The sequence below is a fragment of the Scytonema sp. HK-05 genome, from assembly GCF_963872035.1.
Taxonomy (GTDB): Bacteria; Cyanobacteriota; Cyanobacteriia; order Cyanobacteriales; family Nostocaceae; genus Kalymmatonema.
The window spans coordinates 24700-46503 of sequence record NZ_CAWMYC010000113.1 but is presented as its reverse complement, the minus strand read 5'-3'; the positions used below and the strand labels follow the sequence as shown (position 1 = coordinate 46503).

The following is a 21804-nucleotide window of genomic DNA, read 5'->3' as shown; positions in this document are numbered from 1 at the left end:
CTAGTTGTCATGCTGAGGGTAACGAAGCGTGAAGGGAAGCATCTCGCGAGATTCTTCCCTATGTCTGCGGCACGCACTCGCGTTCGGTCAGAATGACATGTTTGAACGCAACTTGGTACTTAGTACAGCATTTCATTAATTCGTAACGTTTTTAAACGCTGAGGAACGCTGAGGTAAACGCAAAGGTACACAGAGTCTTCGTTCAAGTTTTCGCTATGAACTTATAAAATCATGTACTTAGTACCAACGCTGCTACCGTGCTTGAAAGACGCGCAACTAGATTTTACGCACTCAATGAGTCGTCTGCATCTGTTCGGCACCGATTGTGGGTATTGCACTCAACCTTTTGAGACGATCGCTGTTGCACAATTGTAGCTAAACTAGGTCGCCCTGTGAGGGAAAGTCGCAAGTCTGCCCAAATGCCATATAGAAAATTAGCGATCGCGCCTACAATTGGCAATTTGGTCGCAGCATAAACCCAGCCCATCCCTAAAGTTTCGTAAACGCGGCGAAAAACTTCAACATTTTTAACTAGCGTTCCTTCTGGCAACACAGCATGGATGCGCCCCATTGCAGTTTCGTAGTCAATTCCGCCATTTTCTTGGGGGTTATAGTCATCAGCTGCAATATCCACAAACGCTACCAGTCCCCGATTCGCATCACGTTTCATCAAAAAGTTAACTTCGCGTACGCACAAAGGACATTCACCGTCATACAGCAGTTTTATTTTCCACGATGGTGGCTGGTTGAGGGGGTTATCAGAACTGTAGGATTGGGTTTGTAGTGAGGACATTATTTTGGTTTTAAATAAGTTTATAGCGCTTCTTTGTGTTGAGTGCAATACATCAAGTTAGGAGAACCACAGATGGACACAGATGGACACAGATAAATAATTACTTCATCGAAACGAGAAGTGCTATATTTCCGTGTCAATGAGGCGTAACGCCCCTGAAATTATAACTGCTTGGTTCAGGCATCCCCTATGATGTTGAAATTTTTGGCTCTTCTATTCATGCAAGTGAACATTATTCCACCACATGAACTTTTACGAGCAATGCCCCGAAGTTCCCTACGGCGGGAAACCCGCCTGCAGGACTTCTCTCCACCCGAAGATTTGTGGTCTAATCATTTGAAGGGCGCTGTAACGTATAAAAAACCATTGCTCTTGAACGCCAAGCATCTACTCCATTAAAATCAGCCGTAAAGGATCTAAACGAACATACCAAGGCATCGGTTGGTCTTTGAGAGTTGCCCATTTTTCCTTAAACACCTCCGCCTGTAAGTGGTAATCATTATGACTAGTAGATGGATGATGGAGTTTGAGAAATAGCGTCATCCGGTGTGGTGTTTCGCTCGTTCTCACTAGCCAACAGGCAAAGGCGTTTTCATGGGATAAGTCGTTGGTGAGAATGATCTGATGGGCACGAATTCCCACATTGGATAAAGCGTCTGGGATAGGTTCAATGACACGGAGGGTACAACCCCAATCAATGGCTTCCACCTGCCCTGATGTGACAGCAACCGCACTTGAGAAGTTCTTACATCCTGTTAATTGAGCTACACCAACAGTAGCGGGACGCTCAAAAATCTCGTGTTTGGTGCCATAATGAGCTGCTTTTCCTTTCTCTAGAACAAGCAAATTAGGACAAACCCGATACGCCTCTTCCATATTGTGGGTGACGAATAGAGTCACGCCTTCGTAATTCGCTAGTGTTTCTATCATTTGCTGTTCCAGCTGGCTTCGCAAGTGTGTATCTAGTGCAGAAAACGGCTCATCTAGTAACAGTGCTTCTGGTTGACTTGCTAAGGCTCTTGCCAGTGCGACTCGTTGCTGTTGACCGCCGGAAAGTTGATGCGGATAGCGTTCAGAATATCCTTGCAATTGTACTGTGATCAATTGGGCTTCTATTTGTTGCTTAATAGCTGTGGTAGAAAGTCCTTTGGATAAGCCAAAGGCGATGTTTTGCCCTACTGTCATATGCGGGAAGAGAGCATAATTTTGCACTACAAAACCAATGCGGCGATCGCGCGGTGGCAAATTAATCCCCTGTTGAGAGTCAAACAACACCCGCCCATTCAAAACAATGCGACCTCTTGTTGGCGTTTCTATCCCTGCAATGCAGCGTAGAATGATGCTCTTACCAGCCCCAGATCCTCCCAACAATCCCAAAGGTTGCTTGTCGGCACTAAAACATACTTGCAAGCTGAAGCCAGGGAGCTGTTTTTCAATGTCAACAAACAGCCCAGAAGAAGACGCGGGGACACGATGACGCGGTGAGTCCAGTGCTGAAGGAGGGTCTCCCGACCTAGGCAACTGGCGTTCGCGTAGCGTCTCCGTTCGGCGCAGCCGTGCCGCAGGCTCAGGAGATACCCGTAAGGGGGACGCGGTGACATGGGGAAAATTTTCTCCCCTGCTCAACAGCTCCCCTGCTCCCCCTGCTTCCTTCTTCCTCCCCCGAGTTTCCTGCCAATAGTTGACTGCAATAATTCCAGATAGGGAAATACCCATGATGGCAACAGCCCAAAACCAACCTTCTTCGATTGCTCCGCCTTCCACAGCAAAATAAATTGCCATTGGGATCGTCTGAGTTTGCCCTGGGATATTCCCTGCTAACATCAGCGTGGCACCGAACTCACCCAAAGCACGGGCAAAAGCCAAAGTCGTTGCTGCTAAAATTCCGCTCCCTGCTAAGGGTAAACTTATTCGCCAAAATATTGTTGATTCCTTTGCGCCAAGGGTTCTCGCGACTCGCAGAAGGTTGCTATCTATTTGCTCAAAAGCTCCCAAAGCAGTTTTATACATCAATGGAAAGGCTACCACTGTGGCAGCGATCGCGGCACCATACCAGGTAAAAACGACACTAAAGCCCAAAGGCTCCATCAGTTTCCCCGCCGGACCATTTTTGCCAAACAGCAGTAGCAACAAAAAGCCAACCACCGTGGGAGGTAAAATCAGAGGAGCTACGAAGATTCCCTCAATCAAAGATTTCCCTTTTCCTCGATATCCCAGCATCCAATAGGCAGCAGCAATACCTATAAAAAAGGTAATAAATGTTGCAAGTATGGAGGTTTTTAGCGATATCCATAGAGGGGAAAGGTCAAGAGGCATAAGTCATTCAAAATTTAAAAAGTAACACCCATTGAGACAGACTCAGAATTCGTGTCTTGCTTTTTGGCAGAATTTTAGTTTCTGATAAATTGACTAAGCACCAACTTAATAATAAATAAGTTGGTAATAAATTCATATATACAGTTAGACAGTTTTCAACGACATTCAAAAGGTAAATGAGGTCGAGTGACATTTTATCTACTCATTCTGTAACCGTACTTAAAAATAAAAAAGTATAAATAAAAACATTTTTATCAGATTTGTCTATTTTACCGATGGTAGCCCAATGAGATAGCCTAAAATTTTCATCGTTTTGGGGAGTAGGGAATGGACTCTAAAAAATTCCCAATCTCCACTCCTCACTTACCACTTACTCGCTTGATACGCCAGTTAAATCTGCAACAGTTTAACGGCTTGTTGCTGGTACTTTTGATGCTTGGACAATAAACCCATATTTGTTTAGTACAGTCTTAGCTGGATCACTAGATAAAAACTGGACAAACTCCTTGGCTGCGTTAACATTTTTACTGCTTTTAAGCACTGCCATAGGGTAAACAATCGGGGAATGGTATTTATCGTCAACAACGACGGCGACTTTCACCTTATCAGAGATTTTGGCATCGGAGGCATAAACCAGACCTGCATCGGCGTTACCACTTTCTACAGATGCCAAGACTTGACGTACATTGTTCGCCAAGACCAATTTGCTCTTGATCTTGTCATAAAGGTTCAATTTCTGCAAAACTTGCTCGGCATATTGCCCAGCTGGGACACTCCTGGGTTCGCCGATCGCAATTTTCTTCACCTTGGGATCTGCCAATGTGTTGAAGCTGGTGACACCTGTAGAGTTACTAGGTACAACCAAAACCAGACGGTTATTTGCCAGGTTGGCAAGGGTACCCGGAACCAGCAAGCCTTTTTGCTCCAAAGCATCCATTTGCTTTTTTGCAGCAGAGATAAAAACATCTGCGGGTGCGCCTTGCTCAATTTGTTGCTGTAAGGCACCGGAAGCCCCGAAGTTATAGCTTATGTTGACACCCGGTTTACTTTGTTGGTAGAGAGTATTAATTTCCCCGAGCGCATCTTTGAGGCTGGCAGCAGCAGATACGAGTAGGTTGGTGTTTGACTGTGCTATGACAGGAGATGGCTCAAACAATCGCAAGCCAATTGCTAGCAGCAAACTAGCAACAGCTATGCTTATAAAGGCAAAAAGTTGTCTTCTTTTCATAGTGGGACTTACAAAGATCCTCTTTTGATGAAATTACGGTTGGTACAATCTTACCAACCTAACCCCTCCATTACCAATCAATTTGGTATGATGCCTAGAAAAGAACAACGATGGGTCAGATTTCAAACCTTAGAGCAGGAGTGCAGACTTCTCTTCGGAGTTCTCAAAGCAGTCTCAGCCTACCAAAACCGAGATTCTCTAGCTACAGCAGGCGACAACTACCGTCAACCGACCAAGCATTCTCATTTAAAGATGTGCTTACAAATGCCCCTGTGCTTGTGCTAACTGCAAAAGTTCTTGTGTCGTGAGGCTACGTTTTTTCTCTACCGACTCTTTCCGCACCGCGTCCAACACAGACTGGGTTTGTTCTTTGTTGAGAATGATACCGTACTGCTGTAGTACGCTCGATAGCAATGCCCGACCAGAATGTTTACCGACAACCAAACGCCGCTCCCACCCTACCTCTTCGGGAGCAAATGGCTCGTAAGTGCTGGGATTTTGCAGCACACCGTGGGCATGAATTCCCGATTCATGAGCGAAGGTATTTTCACCAACAATTGCCTTCCAAGGCGGTACATTGGCACCTGATGCCGCTGCGACAAGTCGCGAGACTTCCAACAAACCAGAAGTGTCAATACCCAAATCAATGCCATGAATGCATTTGAGAGCCATAACAACTTCTTCTAATGCTGCATTTCCGGCTCGTTCGCCTAACCCGTTTACTGTTGTATTTACTGATAAGGCTCCCGCTTTGATACCAGCAAGAGCATTGGCAGTTGCTAAACCAAAATCATTGTGGGTGTGCATTTCCACAGGAATTGACAACGCCATTACCAATTGCTGAACTTTTGCGTGAGTCGTGAAAGGGTCGAGAATACCTACAGTGTCACAAAAACGAAACCGCGATGCACCCCATTCTTGAGCAGAATGTGCTACATCTTGGAGGAAGTTTTCGTCAGCTCTTGTGGAATCTTCTCCCCCCACGGATACAAACAGACCTTGATCAACAGCGAAGCTAATACTATCTTTAAGTTTTTGCAAAACCACCTGCGATTGACCGTGAAATTTCGCGGCAATTTGGATTTGGGAAACCGGAATGGAAATATGCACTCGCTTCAAACCACAAGCAATAGAAGCCTGAATATCTGATATGACAGCGCGGTTCCACCCGAGGAGTTGCGCTTGCAAACCCAAGCCGGAAATGAGCGATATCGCTTGTTGTTCTTCCTCACCCATCGCCGGAATACCGACTTCTAACTCGTGAACGCCGATGGTGTCGAGAATAGCCGCGATCGCCACTTTCTCCTCTAAGTTAAAAGCAATACCAGCTGCTTGTTCACCATCGCGCAGTGTCGTGTCATTAATGAGAACCTGACTCATTGCCAAAATGCCTCTAACGAAAGGTGATGTCTATCAAAGCTTAGTGGGAGTGTGAGAACCCCTACGCTGTCTTCGAGGGGATGAAACACGACTTCTTCGGGCTTTAGCCCTTTGTTTCCGCATTGATAAACAGAAGAAAAATGTTCTAAAATAGTCTCATAGGAACATGGTGAACGACCCATACCCGATATCCATAACTGGACTCCTAGAGTAGAAACGTTGTCTTTTTGACTGTTCCTAATCATCTGCGGTGGGACGCGTCGTGGATGTAAAATTAAATTGCCTGTTGAGATGGTCTAACGGGGATTAGTAACACAATTTAGTGGTCTAGTCAAGAATCTAAGAAACAGGAATAAAAGTGTAGAAGCACGGCAATAGCTAAGCTTCGTAACATCCTTTTAAGAATCACCGAGGCTTTAGCCCGGTGAGTACGTCAAATATTACACCCAATTGAAAACTACTATAATTAATTTCAACGCCGAGCCATCTGGCTCGGCGTTGAAGTTTTTGCACAATTTTTTTTACATAACCTTTGGTAAGTCTCCACCTGTACTGCTTAGGACTCAGGTGGCGTAGGTGACAGTGCTTTGGCTCAACTCATAGCATAAGTAGGAAATACCTTTGCCTGCTTGGATTTAATATAAACACGCTGCTCCTCTCTAATGTTGAGCTTACTAAACTGCTCCCGGCTGAGGAAAGCAGTTACTGTTTCACCAGACTTGAGAACCAACTCGACCCGAATTTCCCAACCTAAGTTAATAATGCGATACACTTTGGCAGGCGCAGTATCCTCAGCAGGACTGGTGTGAATCAGAATGTCATGAGGGCGCAAAAATACCTGCTCGTTGGTGCGAAGGGTTAAATCGCTGTCTGGCAAAATACCTGTATTACTAGGAAGAACATTCACAGGACCAATAAAGCTCATCACAAAAGGTGATGCTGGCTGGTCATAAATCTCAGCAGAGCTACCAATTTGCTCCACCCGACCATGATTCATCACCACAATTTGGTCTGCAACTTCCATCGCTTCTTCTTGGTCGTGGGTGACAAGTACAGTTGTTACATGAACGTCTTCATGCAATTTTCGTAACCCCGCCCTTAATTCTTTACGGACTTTAGCATCTAACGCTCCAAACGGTTCATCCAACAGCAATATGCTTGGCTGAACCGCCAATGATCTTGCCAGTGCCACCCGTTGGCGTTGACCTCCAGAGAGTTGGGAAGGATAGCGATCGCCCAACCCCCGCAACTGTACCAACTCCAAAAGTTCCTCGACTCGCCCCTGAATTTTAGCTTTGGGAACTTTGCGGATTTCCAGTGGAAAGGCAATGTTCTGCCGCACTGTCAAGTGCTTAAACAAAGCGTAATGCTGAAACACAAAGCCTATGTGGCGGTCTTGCACAGACTTGTAAGTCGCATTTTCACCAATCAGCCAAATTTCACCGGAATCAGGAGTTTCTAACCCCGCAATCATCCGTAACAAAGTTGATTTTCCTGATCCAGAAGGTCCTAACAGCGCCACAAGAGACCCTGTTTTCACTTCTAAACTTACATTGTCAACAGCACGGAAAGAACCGTACTGTTTAGTTATATTCTCAACTACAATGCCCATAGTCATATCCTCCCAGAAATTGATATAGTAATAAACTACGGTTAGTCTGTCGGAAAAATGGTATTTTGGACAACAATGACTATTTCATCTCGTTTTCCTAATCCATCTGGTCAAAGCACCAAACAAAGCTTTAAGGCGCGCTCATTCTTGCCGCTTAAGCAAAATAGTCTGTGGAAAATTGAAACAGGAGTCGTGCGGGTTATGACTTGGCATGAAGACGGTACACTTGTCACTTTGGGAATTTGGGGACCCGGAGATATTGTTGGCAAAGCGTTTTCTAAAGTCGAACCATATCAGATTGAGTGTCTCACTAAAGTAGAGGCGACAATCTTGCCTTTGGAAGGCTGGTTTCCATTAACAGATGTTATGCTTGCCCACATTCAACAGGCGGAAGAACTGATGGTTATTCGTAGCTATAAAACGGTGGAAATCATGCTGATTAAACTTTTGGGTTGGTTAGCCAAAAAATTTGGTCGAGAAGTAAAAACTGGACAACTCATTGATTTACGCCTAACTCATCAAGACATTGCTGATATGCTCAATTCAACTCGCGTGACAATCACTCGCATCCTCACTCAGTTAGAGGAACAGGGGTTGATTCATCGTCTCCCTCTGCATCGGATTGTCTTGAAAGAAGAAGAACTTTGGCATTATGAAATTTAGCTTCAGATACATCAGCAAGACCACCCATCTCCATCAGCGTTTGGCTTACCCACAATTTTTAGATTTAAAGATTCCAGGTAAGCCAAACCATGCCTAATTTGTGGCACAGTTCCACGAATTTCCAAATCAAAGCGTCCCTCTCCATTGGTGTGTTTTCCCAGCATTGCCCCCGTAATATTAACCACTAAGCCATGAATAGCAATGAGCCGAGAAATCACAGGTTCCTGCTGGTAACGCCGGGGGATATGTAGGCGTAGGCGCATCTTTGTGGTATTGGTACTTTTAGATGACGATGCGTTCATAATTTTTAACAATTTGTAATTGGTAACTCTTAATTCGTAATTAAATTAGTCATTACGAATTACGAATTATTCATCACCAACTCCCTGTATCGACGTCATGCCAAATTTCTAGATTTAAGTCATTGATATAAATTAGCGCACTCTCAATTTGTGCAGAGGTTCCCTGTAAATCCAGGTCAAACCAACCATCTCCAATACCATTGGACCCTAATATAGCAGCGGTGATATTCACCGTTAGACCGTAGTTTGACACCAAGCGAGAAATGACAGGTTCCTGGTGATAGTCTTTTGGAATTCTCAGCCGAATTCGTTTGTGAGTGAGTTGATTGTCTGAAACCATAGCTGATACTGCTTTACTAGCCATCTTTTAATGTTTCGCTTTGATGCCTGCTTTCCGTTCCAAAAACTCCTTCACCACCAAAGTCACAACTGCTAGCAGCGTTAACAGAACAGCAACTGAGAAGGCGGCTTCAGTTTCATACTGTTTGTAAGCGTCTTCCACGTATAATGGTAAGCTTTGAGTTTTCCGGGCAATGTTTCCAGAGACGACGGCGATCGCACCAAATTCACCCATGGATCTGGCATTGGTCAAAATGACGCCGTAGAGTAGCCCCCAACGGATATTGGGTAGAGTAACGCGCCAAAATATCTGCCAATCTTTTGCACCGAGTGTTCTGGCTGCTTCTTCTTGGTCGTTACCTAACTCCTCAAGAATGGGAATAACTTCGCGGGCGACAAAGGGCAAACTCACAAATGCTGTAGCCAGCACCATACCTGGAAAAGCAAAGATGATCTTAATATCAAGTGCTTGTAACCAAGGACCAAACCACCCATTCCGCCCGTAGAGTAGCACAATCATCAACCCCGCAACCACAGGGGAGATGGAAAACGGCAGGTCAATAATACTTAGAAGAAGAGCGCGACCAGGGAAGCTATTGCGGGCGATCGCCATTGCTGCACATAAACCAAACACTGTATTCACTGGTACAGTAATAAGAGCTAGTATCAGTGTTAACCAGGCAGCATGAGTAAATTCTGGGCGTGTGAAAGTGGACAAAAACACACCAATCCCTTTGTTGAAAGCTTGGACAAAGACATTGAGCGCGGGAAGGTACAGCACTAAAGTTAGATACAACACTGCTATTCCGATGAGAATGGCTGGACCCAAACTCTTAGGCTTAATTTGCTTTTGATTGCTTGGCTGTGATGTCGCTGTATGAAAGTGTGGTTGTGGGAAACCATCATTACTTGACGTCATATCTTCTTCCCCAAGCTTGTAACATATTGATTCCCAGCAGTATCAACAGAGAAATTATCAGTAGCACTATGCCAATAACAGTGGCACCGGAATAGTCATACTGTTCCAATCTTTGGAAAATCAGCACAGGTGCGATCAAATCTTTGAAAGGAGTATTGGAAGCGATAATTACAGTCGAGCCATACTCCCCAACTGCACGTGCAAAACCTAAGGCAACACCAGTCAAAATAGAGGGTAACAAGGGTGGCAAAATAACTTTGGTGAAGGTTTGCCATTGAGACGCACCTAAGCTCCAAGCTGCTTCTTCTATTTCCTTTTCCATTTCCATAAGCACTGGTTGCACCGTCCGCACTACAAAAGGTAACGAGATGAATATCATTGCCACCCCTACACCCAAGCGGGTGAAAGATACCTTAATGCCAAACGGTGCCACTAGTGAGCCAATCCAACCATTATCGCTGTAGACTGTTGCTAAGGTTAGCCCTGCCACCGCAGTTGGTAACGAAAATGGCAGATCCACGGTGGCATCAAGCACTCGTTTGAAGGGAAATTGATAGCGGACCAGAACCCAAGCAATCAGAGTTCCAAAGAAACCATTGATCAGGGCAGCTCCTATTGCCGTAACAAAAGTCACCTCGTATGTTGCTAATGCGAGTGGATTAGTCGCGATTTCCCAAAACCGAGCCGGAGGTTCAGTACTTGCCTTCAGCAACATAGCAAGTATTGGGATAAACAACATCACCGTCAGGTATGCGAACGTAATTCGCCATGTCCAAGGAAGCTTGGACAAATGAAGCAGGTACCTCTTCCAACCCGGAGGTTTTCGACGAATGAGTTCTTCCTGAGAAGGTGATGGAGGTGAAGATATAGCCATAAGCAGTGTATGAGGAAGTGGGGGAAGTGGGGGTGGTGGGGTAGAGAGCGTATCCCTCACGGGACGCTTTGCGACGAGCGCGAGTATTGGGGAGAAGTTGCTAATGACTAATGACTAATGACGATTTATTTTTTTGCTTGAATTTGGTCAAAAACTGCACCATCTGCAAAAAATTTCTTTTGGACAGCATCCCATCCGCCGTACTCACTCACTGTTCCCAGGTTTTTAACTTTGGGATATTTATCTGCGAGTTGTTTCGTCTGTGCTGTTTCCTCTACAGGTCGAAATCCGACTTTGGCAAACTCCTGTTGTGCTTCCGGTGTATACAGGTATTTGACAAAAGCTTCAGCAACTTCTCGGGTACCGTGTTTATCGACGTTCTTGTCTACAATTGCGATTGGATTGTCGATGGAGATGTTTACATCAGGAATCACGTAATCTACTTTTTCGCCCTTTTGTTGCGCCAAAACAATTTCGTTTTCATAGTTGATCAGTGCATCTCCTTGACTCCGCTTGGCAAAGATATCAGTTGCTTCACGAGCATCTTTTGTCAAAATCGGAACATTTTTGTAAACTTTGGTCACAAACTCCAGTGCTTTTTCGTCTGTTCCACCAGTTTTGATCACTGAATTCCAAAGCGCTAGGAAATTCCAGCGAGCGATACCAGAAGTTTTGGGGTCAGCTGTAATCAGTTTTACATTATCCTTTGCCAAATCCGCCCAGGTTTTGATGCCTTTTGGATTGCCTGGGCGAGTGACTAATGCGGCAACAGATTTAGAGACAATGCCATTATTGGGAAATTCCTTTTCCCATCCCGACGAAATCAATCCAGCCTTCTCAATTTTTTGGGTATCTAAGGCAAGTGCCAAGTGGACAATATCTGCTTCCAAACCATCAATCACAGCACGAGTTTGAGAACCAGACCCCCCGTAGCTCTGCTCAAACGAGACATTCTGGTTATGTTCTTTCTTCCACTGTTCGACAAATTTTGGAATAATAGCATCGTGAGCTGCTTTAGTGACAGCAAACGAAACAAGAGTTACTTTAACATCCTGCTTATTGGCAGACACAGGATTTGCGGTGGAACCACCTGCATCAGTGCTACTAGAAGAATTACCTGTACCGTTGCTAGAGCAAGCTGCGAGCGCTACACTCAAGCTAACTCCTACCAAAAAGAGTGATAGAAAGCCTTTTATAGAATTAAGCCTAAATTTATTAGCTATTTTTAAGAATATTTGCCCTGACTGTTTCAAAATATGCTGCCAAAAACTCATAATATTTCCCCCCTGAGACCTTACGGCACATCGGTACGCTAACCGTATTTATAGTTCATTGTGAGAGATAATACATGGTAGTAGCTTAAAATGCAAGCGAAAATCCTCACTTTTCCTATCGATAAAGTGAAGATTATTGAATGCTAATGCAGTTAGAACCAATTGAGGAGAACTCAGAACAAAGAATCAGAATTCGGGAAACAAAGAGTTTGCTTTTTATGCCAGCTTATGTGGCAAGCCATCTTGAAATACTAGCAGTTCTCCGGGTAGAATTTGCGTCCAGACTTCGTTGTCAGTTAGGGGAGTGGTGGCGATAACAGCAACGCGATCGCTCGGAGTGGTCAACTCACTAAAATCAACAGTCACGTCTTCGTCAATCAAATGAGCAGCCGCAAAGGGCGCTTGACGTACGATGTAGCTGAGTTTTGTTGAGCAATGAGCAAAAAAATGTTCCCCATTGGAAAGCAAGTAGTTAAAAATACCCTTTTCGGCTAAAGTTTGAGTGATATCCTTGAGGACTGGGTAAAGTTCCTTCAAAGGAGGCTTACTGTCAGGGAAGCATTTTCTGAGCCGATCCAGTATAAGACAAAAAGCTTTTTCACTATCTGTCTTACCTACAGGTTGATAAAACTTCAGATCCTGAGGTTCAAAATCTGGCAAATCGCCGTTGTGGGCAAACACCCAGTACCTTCCCCACAACTCACGACGGAAGGGATGGCAGTTTTCTAAAATCACTTCACCCTGAGTTGCTTTGCGGATATGGGCAATCACATGAGTGGAGTGGATGGGATAATGTCGCACCAACTCAGCGACGGGAGAAAAGATGGAGGGCTTATCATCTAACAAAATTCGACATCCTTTCCCTTCAAAGAAAGCAATACCCCAACCATCGCGATGGTCGTCAGTTTTTCCTCCTCGCGCCGAAAAGCCCTCAAAAGAAAAGCAAATATCAGTTGGTACGTTACAATTCATCCCCAACAGTTGGCACATGGATGTTGAAACTCTGAACTTTAGACTAATGGCTGTGGGATCAAGATAATCCAGAATCACTCAATTGATCTGGCACTAATGCTTCATTCTACAAAAATTCACTCTCCAGTTTCCTAGGTAGGAGTTTGGGCAAAACAATCGGGTGTAGGGAACATTCTTCACCTAACTCCCCACCCTACAGTCCACAACGCTCCTAGTCTTAAGTCGGGAAACCCGCCCCCACTGCTGGCTTCCCCACACCTATTCTTAACAAATTAGTTCATTTCGCAAGTATTAAGTAGCACAGAGACTTGATTTTTGAATCGGTCTATGAAATTGTATTAAATCAAGAAAAGGCAATTTTCCTACCAAAATACCGTATTTTAGATGGTGAGGAGCACTCAATTATGCATCTATTTAAGGCTTTCAAATCTTTGTTGAGACCGTCGCAAAAGTCTTCAACCCGCACCCTGCTCATTGCTGCTGGTTTAAGCGTCAGTGCCGCCGTACCGGTCTATGCTGGAATTACCTTGCAAAACCCAGCTTCTAGCAGGAAACCTGAACTCATCAGTCAGAACCAAAAACCAGTTGAATTAACTTTGGTTTCCTACGCTGTGACTAAAGAGGCGTACTCAAGAATCATTCCTCTATTTGTAAAAAAGTGGAAGCAAGAGCGTAAGCAGGACGTCAGTATTCGGGAAAGTTACGGGGGTTCTGGTTCCCAAGCACGAGCAGTCATTGATGGCTTAGAAGCAGATGTGGTAGCGCTAGCGCTAGGACTGGATATAAACCAAATCCAAAAGGCAGGGTTAATCGCACCAGGCTGGGAAAAGGAGGCTCCTAACAATGCGATCGTCACTAAGTCGGTGGTTGCGTTGGTGACTCGTCCAGGCAATCCTAAACAAATTAAAAGCTGGGATGACTTGGTTAAACCAGGAGTCACCGTCATTACTGCCAATCCCAAGACTTCTGGAGGTGCCCGTTGGAACTTCTTGGGACTGTGGGGTGCAGTGAGTCAATCTGGAGGGAATGAGGCAAAAGCCCTCGATTATGTCTCTAAGGTTTACAAAAATGTGCCTGTGCTGCCAAAGGATGCGCGGGAAGCCAGTGATACTTTCTACAAGCGAAATCAGGGAGACGTGTTGTTGAACTATGAAAATGAGGAGATCCTAGCTAAACAGAAAGGTGAATCTAACAATCCTACAGTGATTCCTCAAGTCAACATTTCGATTGACGCCCCGGTTGCTGTGGTGGATAAAGTGGTGGATAAACGCGGTACTCGGCAAGTAGCGGAAGCTTTTGTCAAGTTCCTATACACACCAGAGGCACAGCGGGAATTCGCCAAAGTCGGGTTTCGCCCTGTTAACTCTACAGTAGCTAGCGAAACACAAAAGCAGTTTCCCAAGATTGGCAAACTCTACACAGTTGCAAACTTTGGTGGCTGGGACGCAGTTCAGAAGAAGTTCTTTGCAGATGGAACTGTTTTTGACCAGATTCAGGGAGGAAGACGTTAAATCAGTTATCAGTTATCAGTTATCAGTTATCAAGATGTCCCAAGTCAATCTTCTCACTGGTCACTGTTCACTGGTCACTGTTCACTGTTCACTGGTCACTGTTCACTGTTAAAAAAGGGTGTAGGGTGGGAGACTTCTTTCATCTCCACCCTACTTTTTTTGGGGCGCAGTGCCTTGCGCCCCTACATTGCGTGAGACTGAACTAATCAATCGGTGCGTTGGGAACTTGTGCGTCAATTTGCGCTTGGGACAAATTCGGCAGTGCAGGGTTCAACTCACCTGCGAGGAAAACACCAGCAGGAGGAGCATTCAATTCAATTTCGCCAGTTAATGGATTGGTTCTAGCCACTAACTGAGTTCCATCTACTATCTTGACAAATAGAGGCTGTCCTTCTTGGTCTTGATTTTCTCCAGATGGAACGCTGATACCAGCTACGTTCACACCACTTGGCAGGTAAATACCATCACAGTCCCATTCATCATCTGTCTTTTTACCATTTCCGAGGTAAAAGAGGGTGTTGACAGAACTGTATTTGCTGGGTTTGTGAGCGTAAACAGCTAGTGTTCTGCCAGTTTCATTGCGACAGACGCCCCAGTCTTCTGTGGTTTCCATGACATATTTCTGGAACTGCAAATCAGAGATTTTCTGCTGAAGTTCCTCTGCGGTGTTGTATCCAACAGCTGACGGGTTACTCCTTGACTGTGAGAGTTGGCTGAGTTGTTGAGTGATTTGAGCATACTCAGGGCTCTTTTCCGCGATCGGGTCTGCAAAGGAAGGTTGAGCAATGACTAGGTTGACTAGTAGGAAAAGAAACACCAAAATTGCCTTAAAGATTCTCACGATTTTTCTCCTTTTCTGTTTTATGAGATTGAATCTTTTCCATTACAGGATTATGTTAGTTCTGTGGAAAAGTTTTTTAATAAGCCAAGAGATATACTTTACTATATCCAACTACTTTCGATGAAATCAAATATTCTTATTTATCAAAATAATAAGAGTAGTTTTTCTGTATGAATCTGAAAACTCTAACTGCATCTAGCAATCCTATTTCATTTATGAAATTTGGCTACCCTTCAGATACCCGACTTCGTAAGAGTTGTCGGGTATCTTGTTTTTCACGTAAGCGCAGAGCGCACGCCAAGGGCGAACGCGCAGCGTGCCCGCAGGGCTTATCATTTAGGATTGCTATATACGAATCCTATCTAAAATGAACCACTTACGCTCAATCTGATTCTACAGCCTAGATGCAAACAGCGCGAAGAAAGAAAGGGGGAACAGTATGATAAATTTTGTTTGAAATAAATTAGGATTGCTGTTGAGCTAAGTCAAGCGATCGCCAATTAATAATTTTTATTGATTTTCAAGTTAGGAATTCTTCCTTAAAGAGGATGAAAAAGTAAGTTTTGGAATTTTTTTTCATGCTCTACAGTGGACAATCTATATCTTTCAACTTTTGACTAAGCTGAGGGGGCGTGTTCGCGCAAAGAGCTAAAACTCATCCAACCAAGAAACACAACTGCAACTGACAATACTGCTAGCGCCAAGCTGTCCAAGGCAATATACACACCTAAACCAATCAAAAGGAATGGGACTAGCGAGTTGCCGTAGCGATCAATAATTAGGGCGATCGCCTTTTGGTGAGTTAATAGGTAGGCTGCGTAGCACCAGACTCCAACTAGCACAAAAAATACACTCAGAATCACTAGCAGACTTGTTAATTGAGTGTTGGCAAACAACGGCATATAGATTCCAATATTGTCACCACCGTTAGCAATGGTAATGGCTGCCACGCTATAGGTTTGAGGAGACAACAAACTACGGATAGGAAAGGAAACAGAAGACAGCATTGCTGGCTGTTCATCTGAATTATCCTCTTCTAGATTTACCAGACGATTCAAACCAATGGCAATGGGTATGAAGCCAGAAACATCCATCCAAACACTTGGCAGCATGAAGTTCCCGAAAAATCCTAGTAGACTAATAGCAACTAACACTGTGAAGCCGAGATACTGCCCTGCTACAATGTGGCGGCTACGAAGCGAGGTATTCACTTGGGCAAATAGCAGGGTTAGGATGACAATATCATCAATGTTGGTAGCTACAAAGGCGGCAACACCTGCGGGGATGGCAGTTATTAATGTACTCATTACTTGAGATCAATCCTGCTGGGCTGGTCATGATTGAAGTAGAAAGCGCTGATTCCATAATTGGCAAGTCGATATACTCCTTCATGGCGAGTAAGTACATAAAGGCGTTTCAGGCTTTCCATGAAAGTGTTTGCCAAGGGAACAAGGGCACTCTTGAGTTCGAGATGATTGGATGCAGAGGCAACCACCGATGGATAGAAACTCATTCTGTCCCATTACGTAATCAGCAAGATGGAAAGTTATTACATTTGGCAATTGGTCGCGACATTACCGAGCGCAAACGAGCAGAGAAGATACAGCAAAAGACGCAGGAACGATTGCAAATTCTTTCACAAAAGTTGATAGAGGCGCAGGAGGCTGAGCGGCGTTATATTGCCCGTGAATTACACGATGAAATTGGTCAGGCTTTGACGGCAGTTAAAATCAATTTGCAAGGCGTACAGCATTTGTCAAGTAAAAGTGAGATTGCATTACTGCTAGAAGAGAGCACAAGCATTGTTGAAGTTGCTCTGCAGCAGGTACGCAGCCTCTCGCTCGATTTGCGACCCTCATTACTTGATGATCTAGGACTGATGGCAGCGCTACGGTGGTATGTAGATCGTCAGAGTCAACGTGGAGGAATTATCGGAGAATTTCTTGCTTCTCCTTTAGAGAGAAAACTTTTGCCGAACCTAGAAACCACATGCTTTCGTATTGTCCAAGAAGCATTGACCAACGTGGTGCGACACGCCCAAGCACAACGAGTCACCGTTGAATTACGACAGCAGGACGCCCAACTGCACCTAGTCATTAATGATGATGGTATTGGGTTTAATGTGGAGGCGGCGCGGGAACGAGCTACTCATGGTGGGAGTTTAGGTTTGCTGGGAATGGAAGAGCGTGCTCTGCTGGTAGGTAGTCAATTCAACATTGAATCCGTGGATGGGTGTGGGACTAAGATTCATGTGTGTTTCCCGTTACAATAGGCTAGATGAGTGCAGCCCCAACCATGAAACAGATTCGTGTTTTACTGGCAGACAACCATACCCTAGTGCGCGCAGGATTACGTGCATTGCTGCAAAATATTGAGGGAATAGAAGTGGTTGCAGAAGCAGGAGATGGTCATGAAGCATTGCACTTGATAGAAGTCCATCAGCCGGATGTGGTATTGATGGATATTGCGATGCCCAAGATGAATGGCTTAGAAGCAACCTCCCGTGTGGTCAAGGACTGTCCCAAGGTGCGGGTGATTATTCTCTCTATGCACGCGAATGAAGAATACGTGTTGCAGTCATTGCGTAGAGGGGCAATGGGTTATGTGCTTAAGGACGCTGCTATTAGTGAACTAGAACTGGCACTCAGGGCGATCTCTCAAGGTGAAACCTATCTCAGCCCAGAGGTTTCAAAGCATGTGATTGGAGATTACTTGCGGCGGGTAGGTGATGAGTCTAGTTGTGTTGAACAATTAACATCGCGCCAGCGAGAAATTTTGCAATTGATTGCGGAAGGGCGGACAACAAAAGAAATTGCTGAGGTATTGTATATCAGTGTCAAAACAGTCGAAACCCACCGTATGCAACTGATGAAACGCCTGGGCATTCATGATGTTGCAGGTCTAGTACGTTACGCCCTTCGTATAGGATTGGTACTGCCTGATACTTAAATAATACTAGTACAGGGCGGCGGAAATAAAGCTACCATACCCTACGGGAAGCCGCTACGCGTCTACAAAATTCCCGAAAAGTTTATGGTGTAAGGATTTTGTGCCTCCTGCGGAGGAGCTGCGCTAACGCGTAGCGTGCCCGTAGGGCATATTTTGAATTTTGTGCCTGCTCCGGAGGAGTTTCACGCTCCGCGTAGCGTGCTCGTAGGGCATATTTTGAATTCCAAGGTAGCGGTACTAGTCCTGAGTTGAACAGTGCGGACCAAGCAAGAGCGAGACTCAGGACTTTTCTCCTGAGAACTCAGGGTTTTCCTGATTGGGTTCTCAACTGATTTAGCGTAATTTAGGTATTAGATTGAGTGCAGAAAGTACAGACTTTCCTCAAAGTCAAGCAGAAGGCATAACTGCCTTGAGTTGCAAGTTTTGCATTCAAGCAATTTACACTCTGACAGTGGTTTCCCCCTTGGAAACACACTAATAAACTGATGCCATCTGTGCGCATTCTTCTAGTAGACGACAGCGCCTTGCTTTTCTCAAATCCGCAACCCGTTTTTTAGCAATGGATAAGCGGCTGGAGGTTGTCGGGTCTGTTGTGCCCGCAACAGAAGCGCTGGAGCTGGTTCCTCTATTGTGCCCTGATTTGGTACTAATCGATTTAGCCATGCCTGAAATGATCAGAGCTAGCTTTTGAAAAATGCAGAATAGGGTTTTTACCTGAAAATTTCTGTTGAAATTTTCCATTCTAGGATAACCATAGCTTTACTAATGAAAAAATGATTACATTAGAAAATTTTCAACCTTGGCTTGATATTGACGCAATTAATGATGTAATGAAAGCAGCTTGCGTAGAGGCGGCGAAAACACCAAGAGCACTTTATGTTTTTATGCAAAGATATGTCTGCTATGGTAGAACCTTCAGTTCATCGGTACCAACCCTAGCCGGAACAATCAGTTCCAGTCATCTTTTGCAAGATCCAACCTGTTCAGTTCCAATGCACGCCGGACGTTCAATGGATGTTGCGGCAAAAGTACTTGCAGCATCTATCGAAGAATTCACAGATCCAAGAACTGGCGTTTCTCATGGCACGCTATCTTATGCTTTGCTAGACAAACTAGCTGAATATGCAAATTTATCTCAAGCAGAAATCAATACAATTTATCAGTCAGGAACTTGGCTTTCAGACATCATCTCCTATGTCAAAACAGCTTACAAAGCTGAATCTGATAGCCTTGAAAGTCTTGTCAGCGCCATTGGATTTCATGTTGCTACAGAAACTGTAGGAGATAACGAGTTTGGAATTATTAATGATGTACTTTTTTCTCAACATCGGAATAACAGTTTTGGTCGTTTTATCCGAAATAGTAAAGTCAGTTTTCAACAAGGAACAGTTAGCCCTTGGTATTGGATTGTGATTCATGGAACTTCTGATAGTAAGGGAGTTGAACTAAAACACTCTGCCGAAGCTTTTGCTGCTCTTAATTATGTTGTGCGCTATTCCAACGTATCAGAACAGCAAATCATAGAATGGGCAGGACAAGGTTTTGCGGAATTTGCTTATATCCAGACCAAATTTTTTCAACAAGTTCAGCAAGAACTACGCACTTTAGAAACAGCTTTAGCAGTTTAGTTGTAATAGTTGAAAATCTCGAAATAGCTCAAGTCATTAGAGTTGACATATAACTACTTGTAATACTTGGTTTAAAACTCTGTTCTGAAACAGATTGTAAGAAATTTTGTGAACTAATTAGACCATATTAGAGGTAAATAATCATGCCAGAAACTAAGTTAGCTTTTGGTGACAAGGAGCTAATTGTCAAAACTACGCCAAACAAAAAATACGAAATTTTGGATTTTTTTCTTCGGAAACTGTCAATTTTAATCGTTTTAAGTGTTGGATTTATCATTGCAGTTGTGATAATTCCATATCCAGTCAAATTATTGCCTCAATTGTTGTTAGGCATGATGTTTGCACACAGTATTGAACTTGAACATGAACTCACTCATCATGTAATTTTTTTCAATGAGCGTTTCAATCGTTTGGTAGGAACACTTTTAGGTCTTCCCATGTTAGTTTCTTTTTCCCTTTATAAAGCCCTACATGGTCATCATCATTCGGCATTGGGAACACCTGAAGACAAAGAAACCTTCAATTATAATTATGAGAAACTAACATCAATTTCAGGATTTATCCTTCATCTTTCTATGCTGGGGCATTACTCTGGAGTTGTTGAAAATATTTGTGTAGCTTTGGTTGGTAAATTAAGGGAGGATGTATCGCCTAAAATTGCACACCGTATTCGTAATGAATATTGTCTAATAGCATGTTTGATAATTATCATGCTTGTTCTCTCAATTTTATGGCAGACAACAATTTTACTCGATACTTGGCTAATACCTTTAATTATATTTACAGGGCCAATACATGCGTTGATTGAATTACCAGAACATTTTGGCTGCGATAATCAAACAACAAATCCTTTTCACAACACTCGTACAATTCAGGCATCTAAATTTTTTACATGGTATGTTAATGGTAATAATTATCACGTTGAGCATCACTTTAATCCAGCACTACCCATTAATGAATTAAGAAATTACCATAGTACAATTGTTGGCAAAATAGAGAATTTAGAATCTTCTTATTGGTCATTTTATAAGAAGTTCTTTGAAAAGCTTTTTGGTAAAAAAATCTCATTAGAGAATAACTAAAACTTGAGCAGTTTGCTGAATTAGAAACATTTTTATCTTTGATTATCTTTTGAGGTTGACTTATGGTGTCTGAAGTTAAAGTCCAAAAAATTTCGGGAATAGACCTGTGGCAGTGGCGTAACCAAGCAAAGCAAGAAGCACTTGCGGCTGATGTTCCTGTTGGTGAACTTGATTGGTTACTAGAAAATATTACAGGTCTTGAACATCTGGCTTTGCAATCAGAAACTTTCAAAACCCAAGACGAAATTTTGCTTTCATCTTCCATGTCAGACGTATCTAGTCTTTGGAACAAAAGGCTCAACGATCGCGTACCTGTAGAATACTTAATTGGACTAGCTAAGTGGAGAAAATTTTCTCTATTAGTTTCTCCAGATGTGCTGATTCCACGCCCTGAAACCGAGGGGTTAATTGATATGGCAATTGCAGCTGTTAAAAACTCCTCACTAAATTTGACTCAAGGACACTGGGCAGATTTGGGTACAGGTAGTGGGGCAATTGCCATAGCACTTGCTGATGCTTTCCCTGATATTATAATTCATGCCGTTGATTGCGATGCAGCTGCTTTGAATGTAGCAAAAGCGAATGCAAAACGTTACGGAGTGGCAGATCGAATTAATTTTTATCAAGGTTCTTGGTTTGAACCATTAGCACACCTTAAGGGTAAGTTTAGTGGAATGATTGCCAATCCTCCTTATGTTCCCACTTCTTTTGCTCAAAAAATGCAACCTGAAGTGGCTTACGAACCCCAATTTGCGGTATATGGTGGCGGAGTAGACGGTCTAGAACATGTTCGTCATCTGATTAAGTTTGCACCTGATTACCTTATTTCTGGTGGAGTATGGTTACTGGAAATGATGGTAGGTCAAGCTGAGGTAGTTACTCAACTCCTCCAAACTCAAGGAGGTTATCAAGATATTCAAATTCATATAGATTACGCAGGACGTAATCGATTGACTAGTGCAAGCCGGATTTAAGTCGAAGCATCTCTAATAACAAGCACTCAATGTTAGTAGATCGTATCACTGATTTACTTTCATTGAAAAGCTTTGTAAGGGCGACAATTCTACACCCTTACAAAGGATTCATTTGTGACAGAGGTTATAGCAATTGGTAGAAGTTGA

Annotated in this window: 20 protein-coding genes; 7 read left to right on the top strand and 13 right to left on the bottom strand. The window is 43.7% G+C overall.

The window, feature by feature from the left end:
• Nucleotides 1-283 precede the first annotated feature (283 nt).
• The 5 genes from AACT52_RS22545 to AACT52_RS22525 form a co-directional block, all read right to left on the bottom strand.
• Nucleotides 284-793, bottom strand: coding sequence for a thiol-disulfide oxidoreductase DCC family protein (locus tag AACT52_RS22545; protein WP_073633468.1), 510 nt, complete (start codon nt 791-793; stop codon nt 284-286).
• A 387-nt stretch (nt 794-1180) separates the two neighbouring features.
• Complete coding sequence (gene modB, locus AACT52_RS22540) at nt 1181-3109, bottom strand: molybdate ABC transporter permease subunit (RefSeq protein ID WP_073633467.1); 1929 nt, start codon at nt 3107-3109, stop codon at nt 1181-1183.
• 406 nt (nt 3110-3515) lie between these two features.
• Entirely contained in the window at nt 3516-4337 is an 822-nt protein-coding gene (gene modA, locus AACT52_RS22535) for a molybdate ABC transporter substrate-binding protein (RefSeq protein ID WP_073633466.1), read from the bottom strand.
• A gap of 258 nt (nt 4338-4595) precedes the next feature.
• Nucleotides 4596-5717, bottom strand: a complete 1122-nt coding sequence (gene nifV / locus AACT52_RS22530) for a homocitrate synthase (protein ID WP_073633465.1) — start codon at nt 5715-5717, stop codon at nt 4596-4598.
• 592 nt (nt 5718-6309) lie between these two features.
• On the bottom strand, nt 6310-7329 hold the full coding sequence (locus AACT52_RS22525; protein ID WP_073633464.1) for a sulfate/molybdate ABC transporter ATP-binding protein: 1020 nt from the start codon (nt 7327-7329) through the stop codon (nt 6310-6312).
• 75 nt (nt 7330-7404) lie between these two features.
• Here AACT52_RS22525 and AACT52_RS22520 point away from each other — a divergent pair, with 75 nt between their 5' ends.
• A complete protein-coding gene (locus AACT52_RS22520) occupies nt 7405-7992 on the top strand; it encodes a Crp/Fnr family transcriptional regulator (protein ID WP_073633463.1) in 588 nt (195 codons plus the stop codon).
• Nucleotides 7993-8003: 11 nt separating this feature from the next.
• On the opposite strand, the gene AACT52_RS22515 is transcribed toward AACT52_RS22520, so the two are convergent.
• The 6 genes from AACT52_RS22515 to AACT52_RS22490 form a co-directional block, all read right to left on the bottom strand.
• On the bottom strand, nt 8004-8294 hold the full coding sequence (locus tag AACT52_RS22515; RefSeq protein ID WP_073633462.1) for an NIL domain-containing protein: 291 nt from the start codon (nt 8292-8294) through the stop codon (nt 8004-8006).
• Nucleotides 8295-8367: 73 nt separating this feature from the next.
• Complete coding sequence (locus AACT52_RS22510; protein WP_073633506.1) at nt 8368-8634, bottom strand: NIL domain-containing protein; 267 nt, start codon at nt 8632-8634, stop codon at nt 8368-8370.
• Between the two features lie 27 nt (nt 8635-8661).
• Nucleotides 8662-9552: a sulfate ABC transporter permease subunit CysW gene (gene cysW / locus AACT52_RS22505; protein ID WP_073633461.1), complete on the bottom strand. Its 891-nt coding sequence runs from the start codon at nt 9550-9552 to the stop codon at nt 8662-8664.
• Nucleotides 9539-10426: a sulfate ABC transporter permease subunit CysT gene (cysT, locus tag AACT52_RS22500; protein ID WP_073633460.1), complete on the bottom strand. Its 888-nt coding sequence runs from the start codon at nt 10424-10426 to the stop codon at nt 9539-9541. Before cysT ends, cysW begins: the two co-directional genes overlap by 14 nt.
• 125 nt (nt 10427-10551) lie before the next feature.
• Complete coding sequence (locus tag AACT52_RS22495) at nt 10552-11700, bottom strand: sulfate ABC transporter substrate-binding protein (protein WP_073633459.1); 1149 nt, start codon at nt 11698-11700, stop codon at nt 10552-10554.
• Between the two features lie 216 nt (nt 11701-11916).
• Complete coding sequence (locus AACT52_RS22490; RefSeq protein ID WP_073633458.1) at nt 11917-12690, bottom strand: class II glutamine amidotransferase; 774 nt, start codon at nt 12688-12690, stop codon at nt 11917-11919.
• Between the two features lie 386 nt (nt 12691-13076).
• Here AACT52_RS22490 and AACT52_RS22485 point away from each other — a divergent pair, with 386 nt between their 5' ends.
• A complete protein-coding gene (locus AACT52_RS22485) occupies nt 13077-14183 on the top strand; it encodes a sulfate ABC transporter substrate-binding protein (RefSeq protein WP_073633505.1) in 1107 nt (368 codons plus the stop codon).
• 202 nt (nt 14184-14385) lie between these two features.
• On the opposite strand, the gene AACT52_RS22480 is transcribed toward AACT52_RS22485, so the two are convergent.
• Both AACT52_RS22480 and AACT52_RS22475 read right to left on the bottom strand, forming a co-directional pair.
• Nucleotides 14386-15024 (bottom strand): hypothetical protein, encoded by a 639-nt coding sequence (locus tag AACT52_RS22480; protein WP_073633457.1) that lies wholly within the window; start codon nt 15022-15024, stop codon nt 14386-14388.
• A gap of 617 nt (nt 15025-15641) precedes the next feature.
• Nucleotides 15642-16331 (bottom strand): cadmium resistance transporter, encoded by a 690-nt coding sequence (locus tag AACT52_RS22475; RefSeq protein ID WP_073633456.1) that lies wholly within the window; start codon nt 16329-16331, stop codon nt 15642-15644.
• On the opposite strand from AACT52_RS22475, the gene AACT52_RS22470 reads away from it, so the two are divergent.
• The 5 genes from AACT52_RS22470 to prmC all read left to right on the top strand — a co-directional run bounded on the left by AACT52_RS22470 (nt 16322) and on the right by prmC (nt 21657).
• Nucleotides 16322-17296: a sensor histidine kinase gene (locus tag AACT52_RS22470; protein WP_083630489.1), complete on the top strand. Its 975-nt coding sequence runs from the start codon at nt 16322-16324 to the stop codon at nt 17294-17296. The two genes, AACT52_RS22475 and AACT52_RS22470, sit on opposite strands and share 10 nt — an antisense overlap.
• A 23-nt stretch (nt 17297-17319) precedes the next feature.
• Nucleotides 17320-17973 (top strand): response regulator, encoded by a 654-nt coding sequence (locus tag AACT52_RS22465; RefSeq protein ID WP_073633454.1) that lies wholly within the window; start codon nt 17320-17322, stop codon nt 17971-17973.
• 773 nt (nt 17974-18746) lie between these two features.
• A complete protein-coding gene (locus AACT52_RS22460; RefSeq protein WP_073633452.1) occupies nt 18747-19601 on the top strand; it encodes a hypothetical protein in 855 nt (284 codons plus the stop codon).
• 143 nt (nt 19602-19744) lie between these two features.
• Nucleotides 19745-20683, top strand: coding sequence for a fatty acid desaturase family protein (locus AACT52_RS22455; protein ID WP_073633451.1), 939 nt, complete (start codon nt 19745-19747; stop codon nt 20681-20683).
• A gap of 62 nt (nt 20684-20745) precedes the next feature.
• Nucleotides 20746-21657, top strand: coding sequence for a peptide chain release factor N(5)-glutamine methyltransferase (prmC, locus tag AACT52_RS22450; protein WP_337251663.1), 912 nt, complete (start codon nt 20746-20748; stop codon nt 21655-21657).
• Nucleotides 21658-21804: the final 147 nt, after the last annotated feature.

Bases quoted from the DNA above. Each gene is read 5' to 3' on its own strand.
- AACT52_RS22545 (WP_073633468.1), bottom strand. From the start codon at position 793: ATGTCCTCACTACAAACCCAATCCTACAGTTCTGATAACCCCCTCAAC.
- modB (WP_073633467.1), bottom strand. From the start codon at position 3,109: ATGCCTCTTGACCTTTCCCCTCTATGGATATCGCTAAAAACCTCCATA.
- modA (WP_073633466.1), bottom strand. From the start codon at position 4,337: ATGAAAAGAAGACAACTTTTTGCCTTTATAAGCATAGCTGTTGCTAGT.
- nifV (WP_073633465.1), bottom strand. From the start codon at position 5,717: ATGAGTCAGGTTCTCATTAATGACACGACACTGCGCGATGGTGAACAA.
- AACT52_RS22525 (WP_073633464.1), bottom strand. From the start codon at position 7,329: ATGGGCATTGTAGTTGAGAATATAACTAAACAGTACGGTTCTTTCCGT.
- AACT52_RS22520 (WP_073633463.1), top strand. From the start codon at position 7,405: ATGACTATTTCATCTCGTTTTCCTAATCCATCTGGTCAAAGCACCAAA.
- AACT52_RS22515 (WP_073633462.1), bottom strand. From the start codon at position 8,294: ATGAACGCATCGTCATCTAAAAGTACCAATACCACAAAGATGCGCCTA.
- AACT52_RS22510 (WP_073633506.1), bottom strand. From the start codon at position 8,634: ATGGTTTCAGACAATCAACTCACTCACAAACGAATTCGGCTGAGAATT.
- cysW (WP_073633461.1), bottom strand. From the start codon at position 9,552: ATGACGTCAAGTAATGATGGTTTCCCACAACCACACTTTCATACAGCG.
- cysT (WP_073633460.1), bottom strand. From the start codon at position 10,426: ATGGCTATATCTTCACCTCCATCACCTTCTCAGGAAGAACTCATTCGT.
- AACT52_RS22495 (WP_073633459.1), bottom strand. From the start codon at position 11,700: ATGAGTTTTTGGCAGCATATTTTGAAACAGTCAGGGCAAATATTCTTA.
- AACT52_RS22490 (WP_073633458.1), bottom strand. From the start codon at position 12,690: ATGTGCCAACTGTTGGGGATGAATTGTAACGTACCAACTGATATTTGC.
- AACT52_RS22485 (WP_073633505.1), top strand. From the start codon at position 13,077: ATGCATCTATTTAAGGCTTTCAAATCTTTGTTGAGACCGTCGCAAAAG.
- AACT52_RS22470 (WP_083630489.1), top strand. From the start codon at position 16,322: ATGTACTCATTACTTGAGATCAATCCTGCTGGGCTGGTCATGATTGAA.
- AACT52_RS22475 (WP_073633456.1), bottom strand. From the start codon at position 16,331: ATGAGTACATTAATAACTGCCATCCCCGCAGGTGTTGCCGCCTTTGTA.
- AACT52_RS22465 (WP_073633454.1), top strand. From the start codon at position 17,320: ATGAAACAGATTCGTGTTTTACTGGCAGACAACCATACCCTAGTGCGC.
- AACT52_RS22460 (WP_073633452.1), top strand. From the start codon at position 18,747: ATGATTACATTAGAAAATTTTCAACCTTGGCTTGATATTGACGCAATT.
- AACT52_RS22455 (WP_073633451.1), top strand. From the start codon at position 19,745: ATGCCAGAAACTAAGTTAGCTTTTGGTGACAAGGAGCTAATTGTCAAA.
- prmC (WP_337251663.1), top strand. From the start codon at position 20,746: ATGGTGTCTGAAGTTAAAGTCCAAAAAATTTCGGGAATAGACCTGTGG.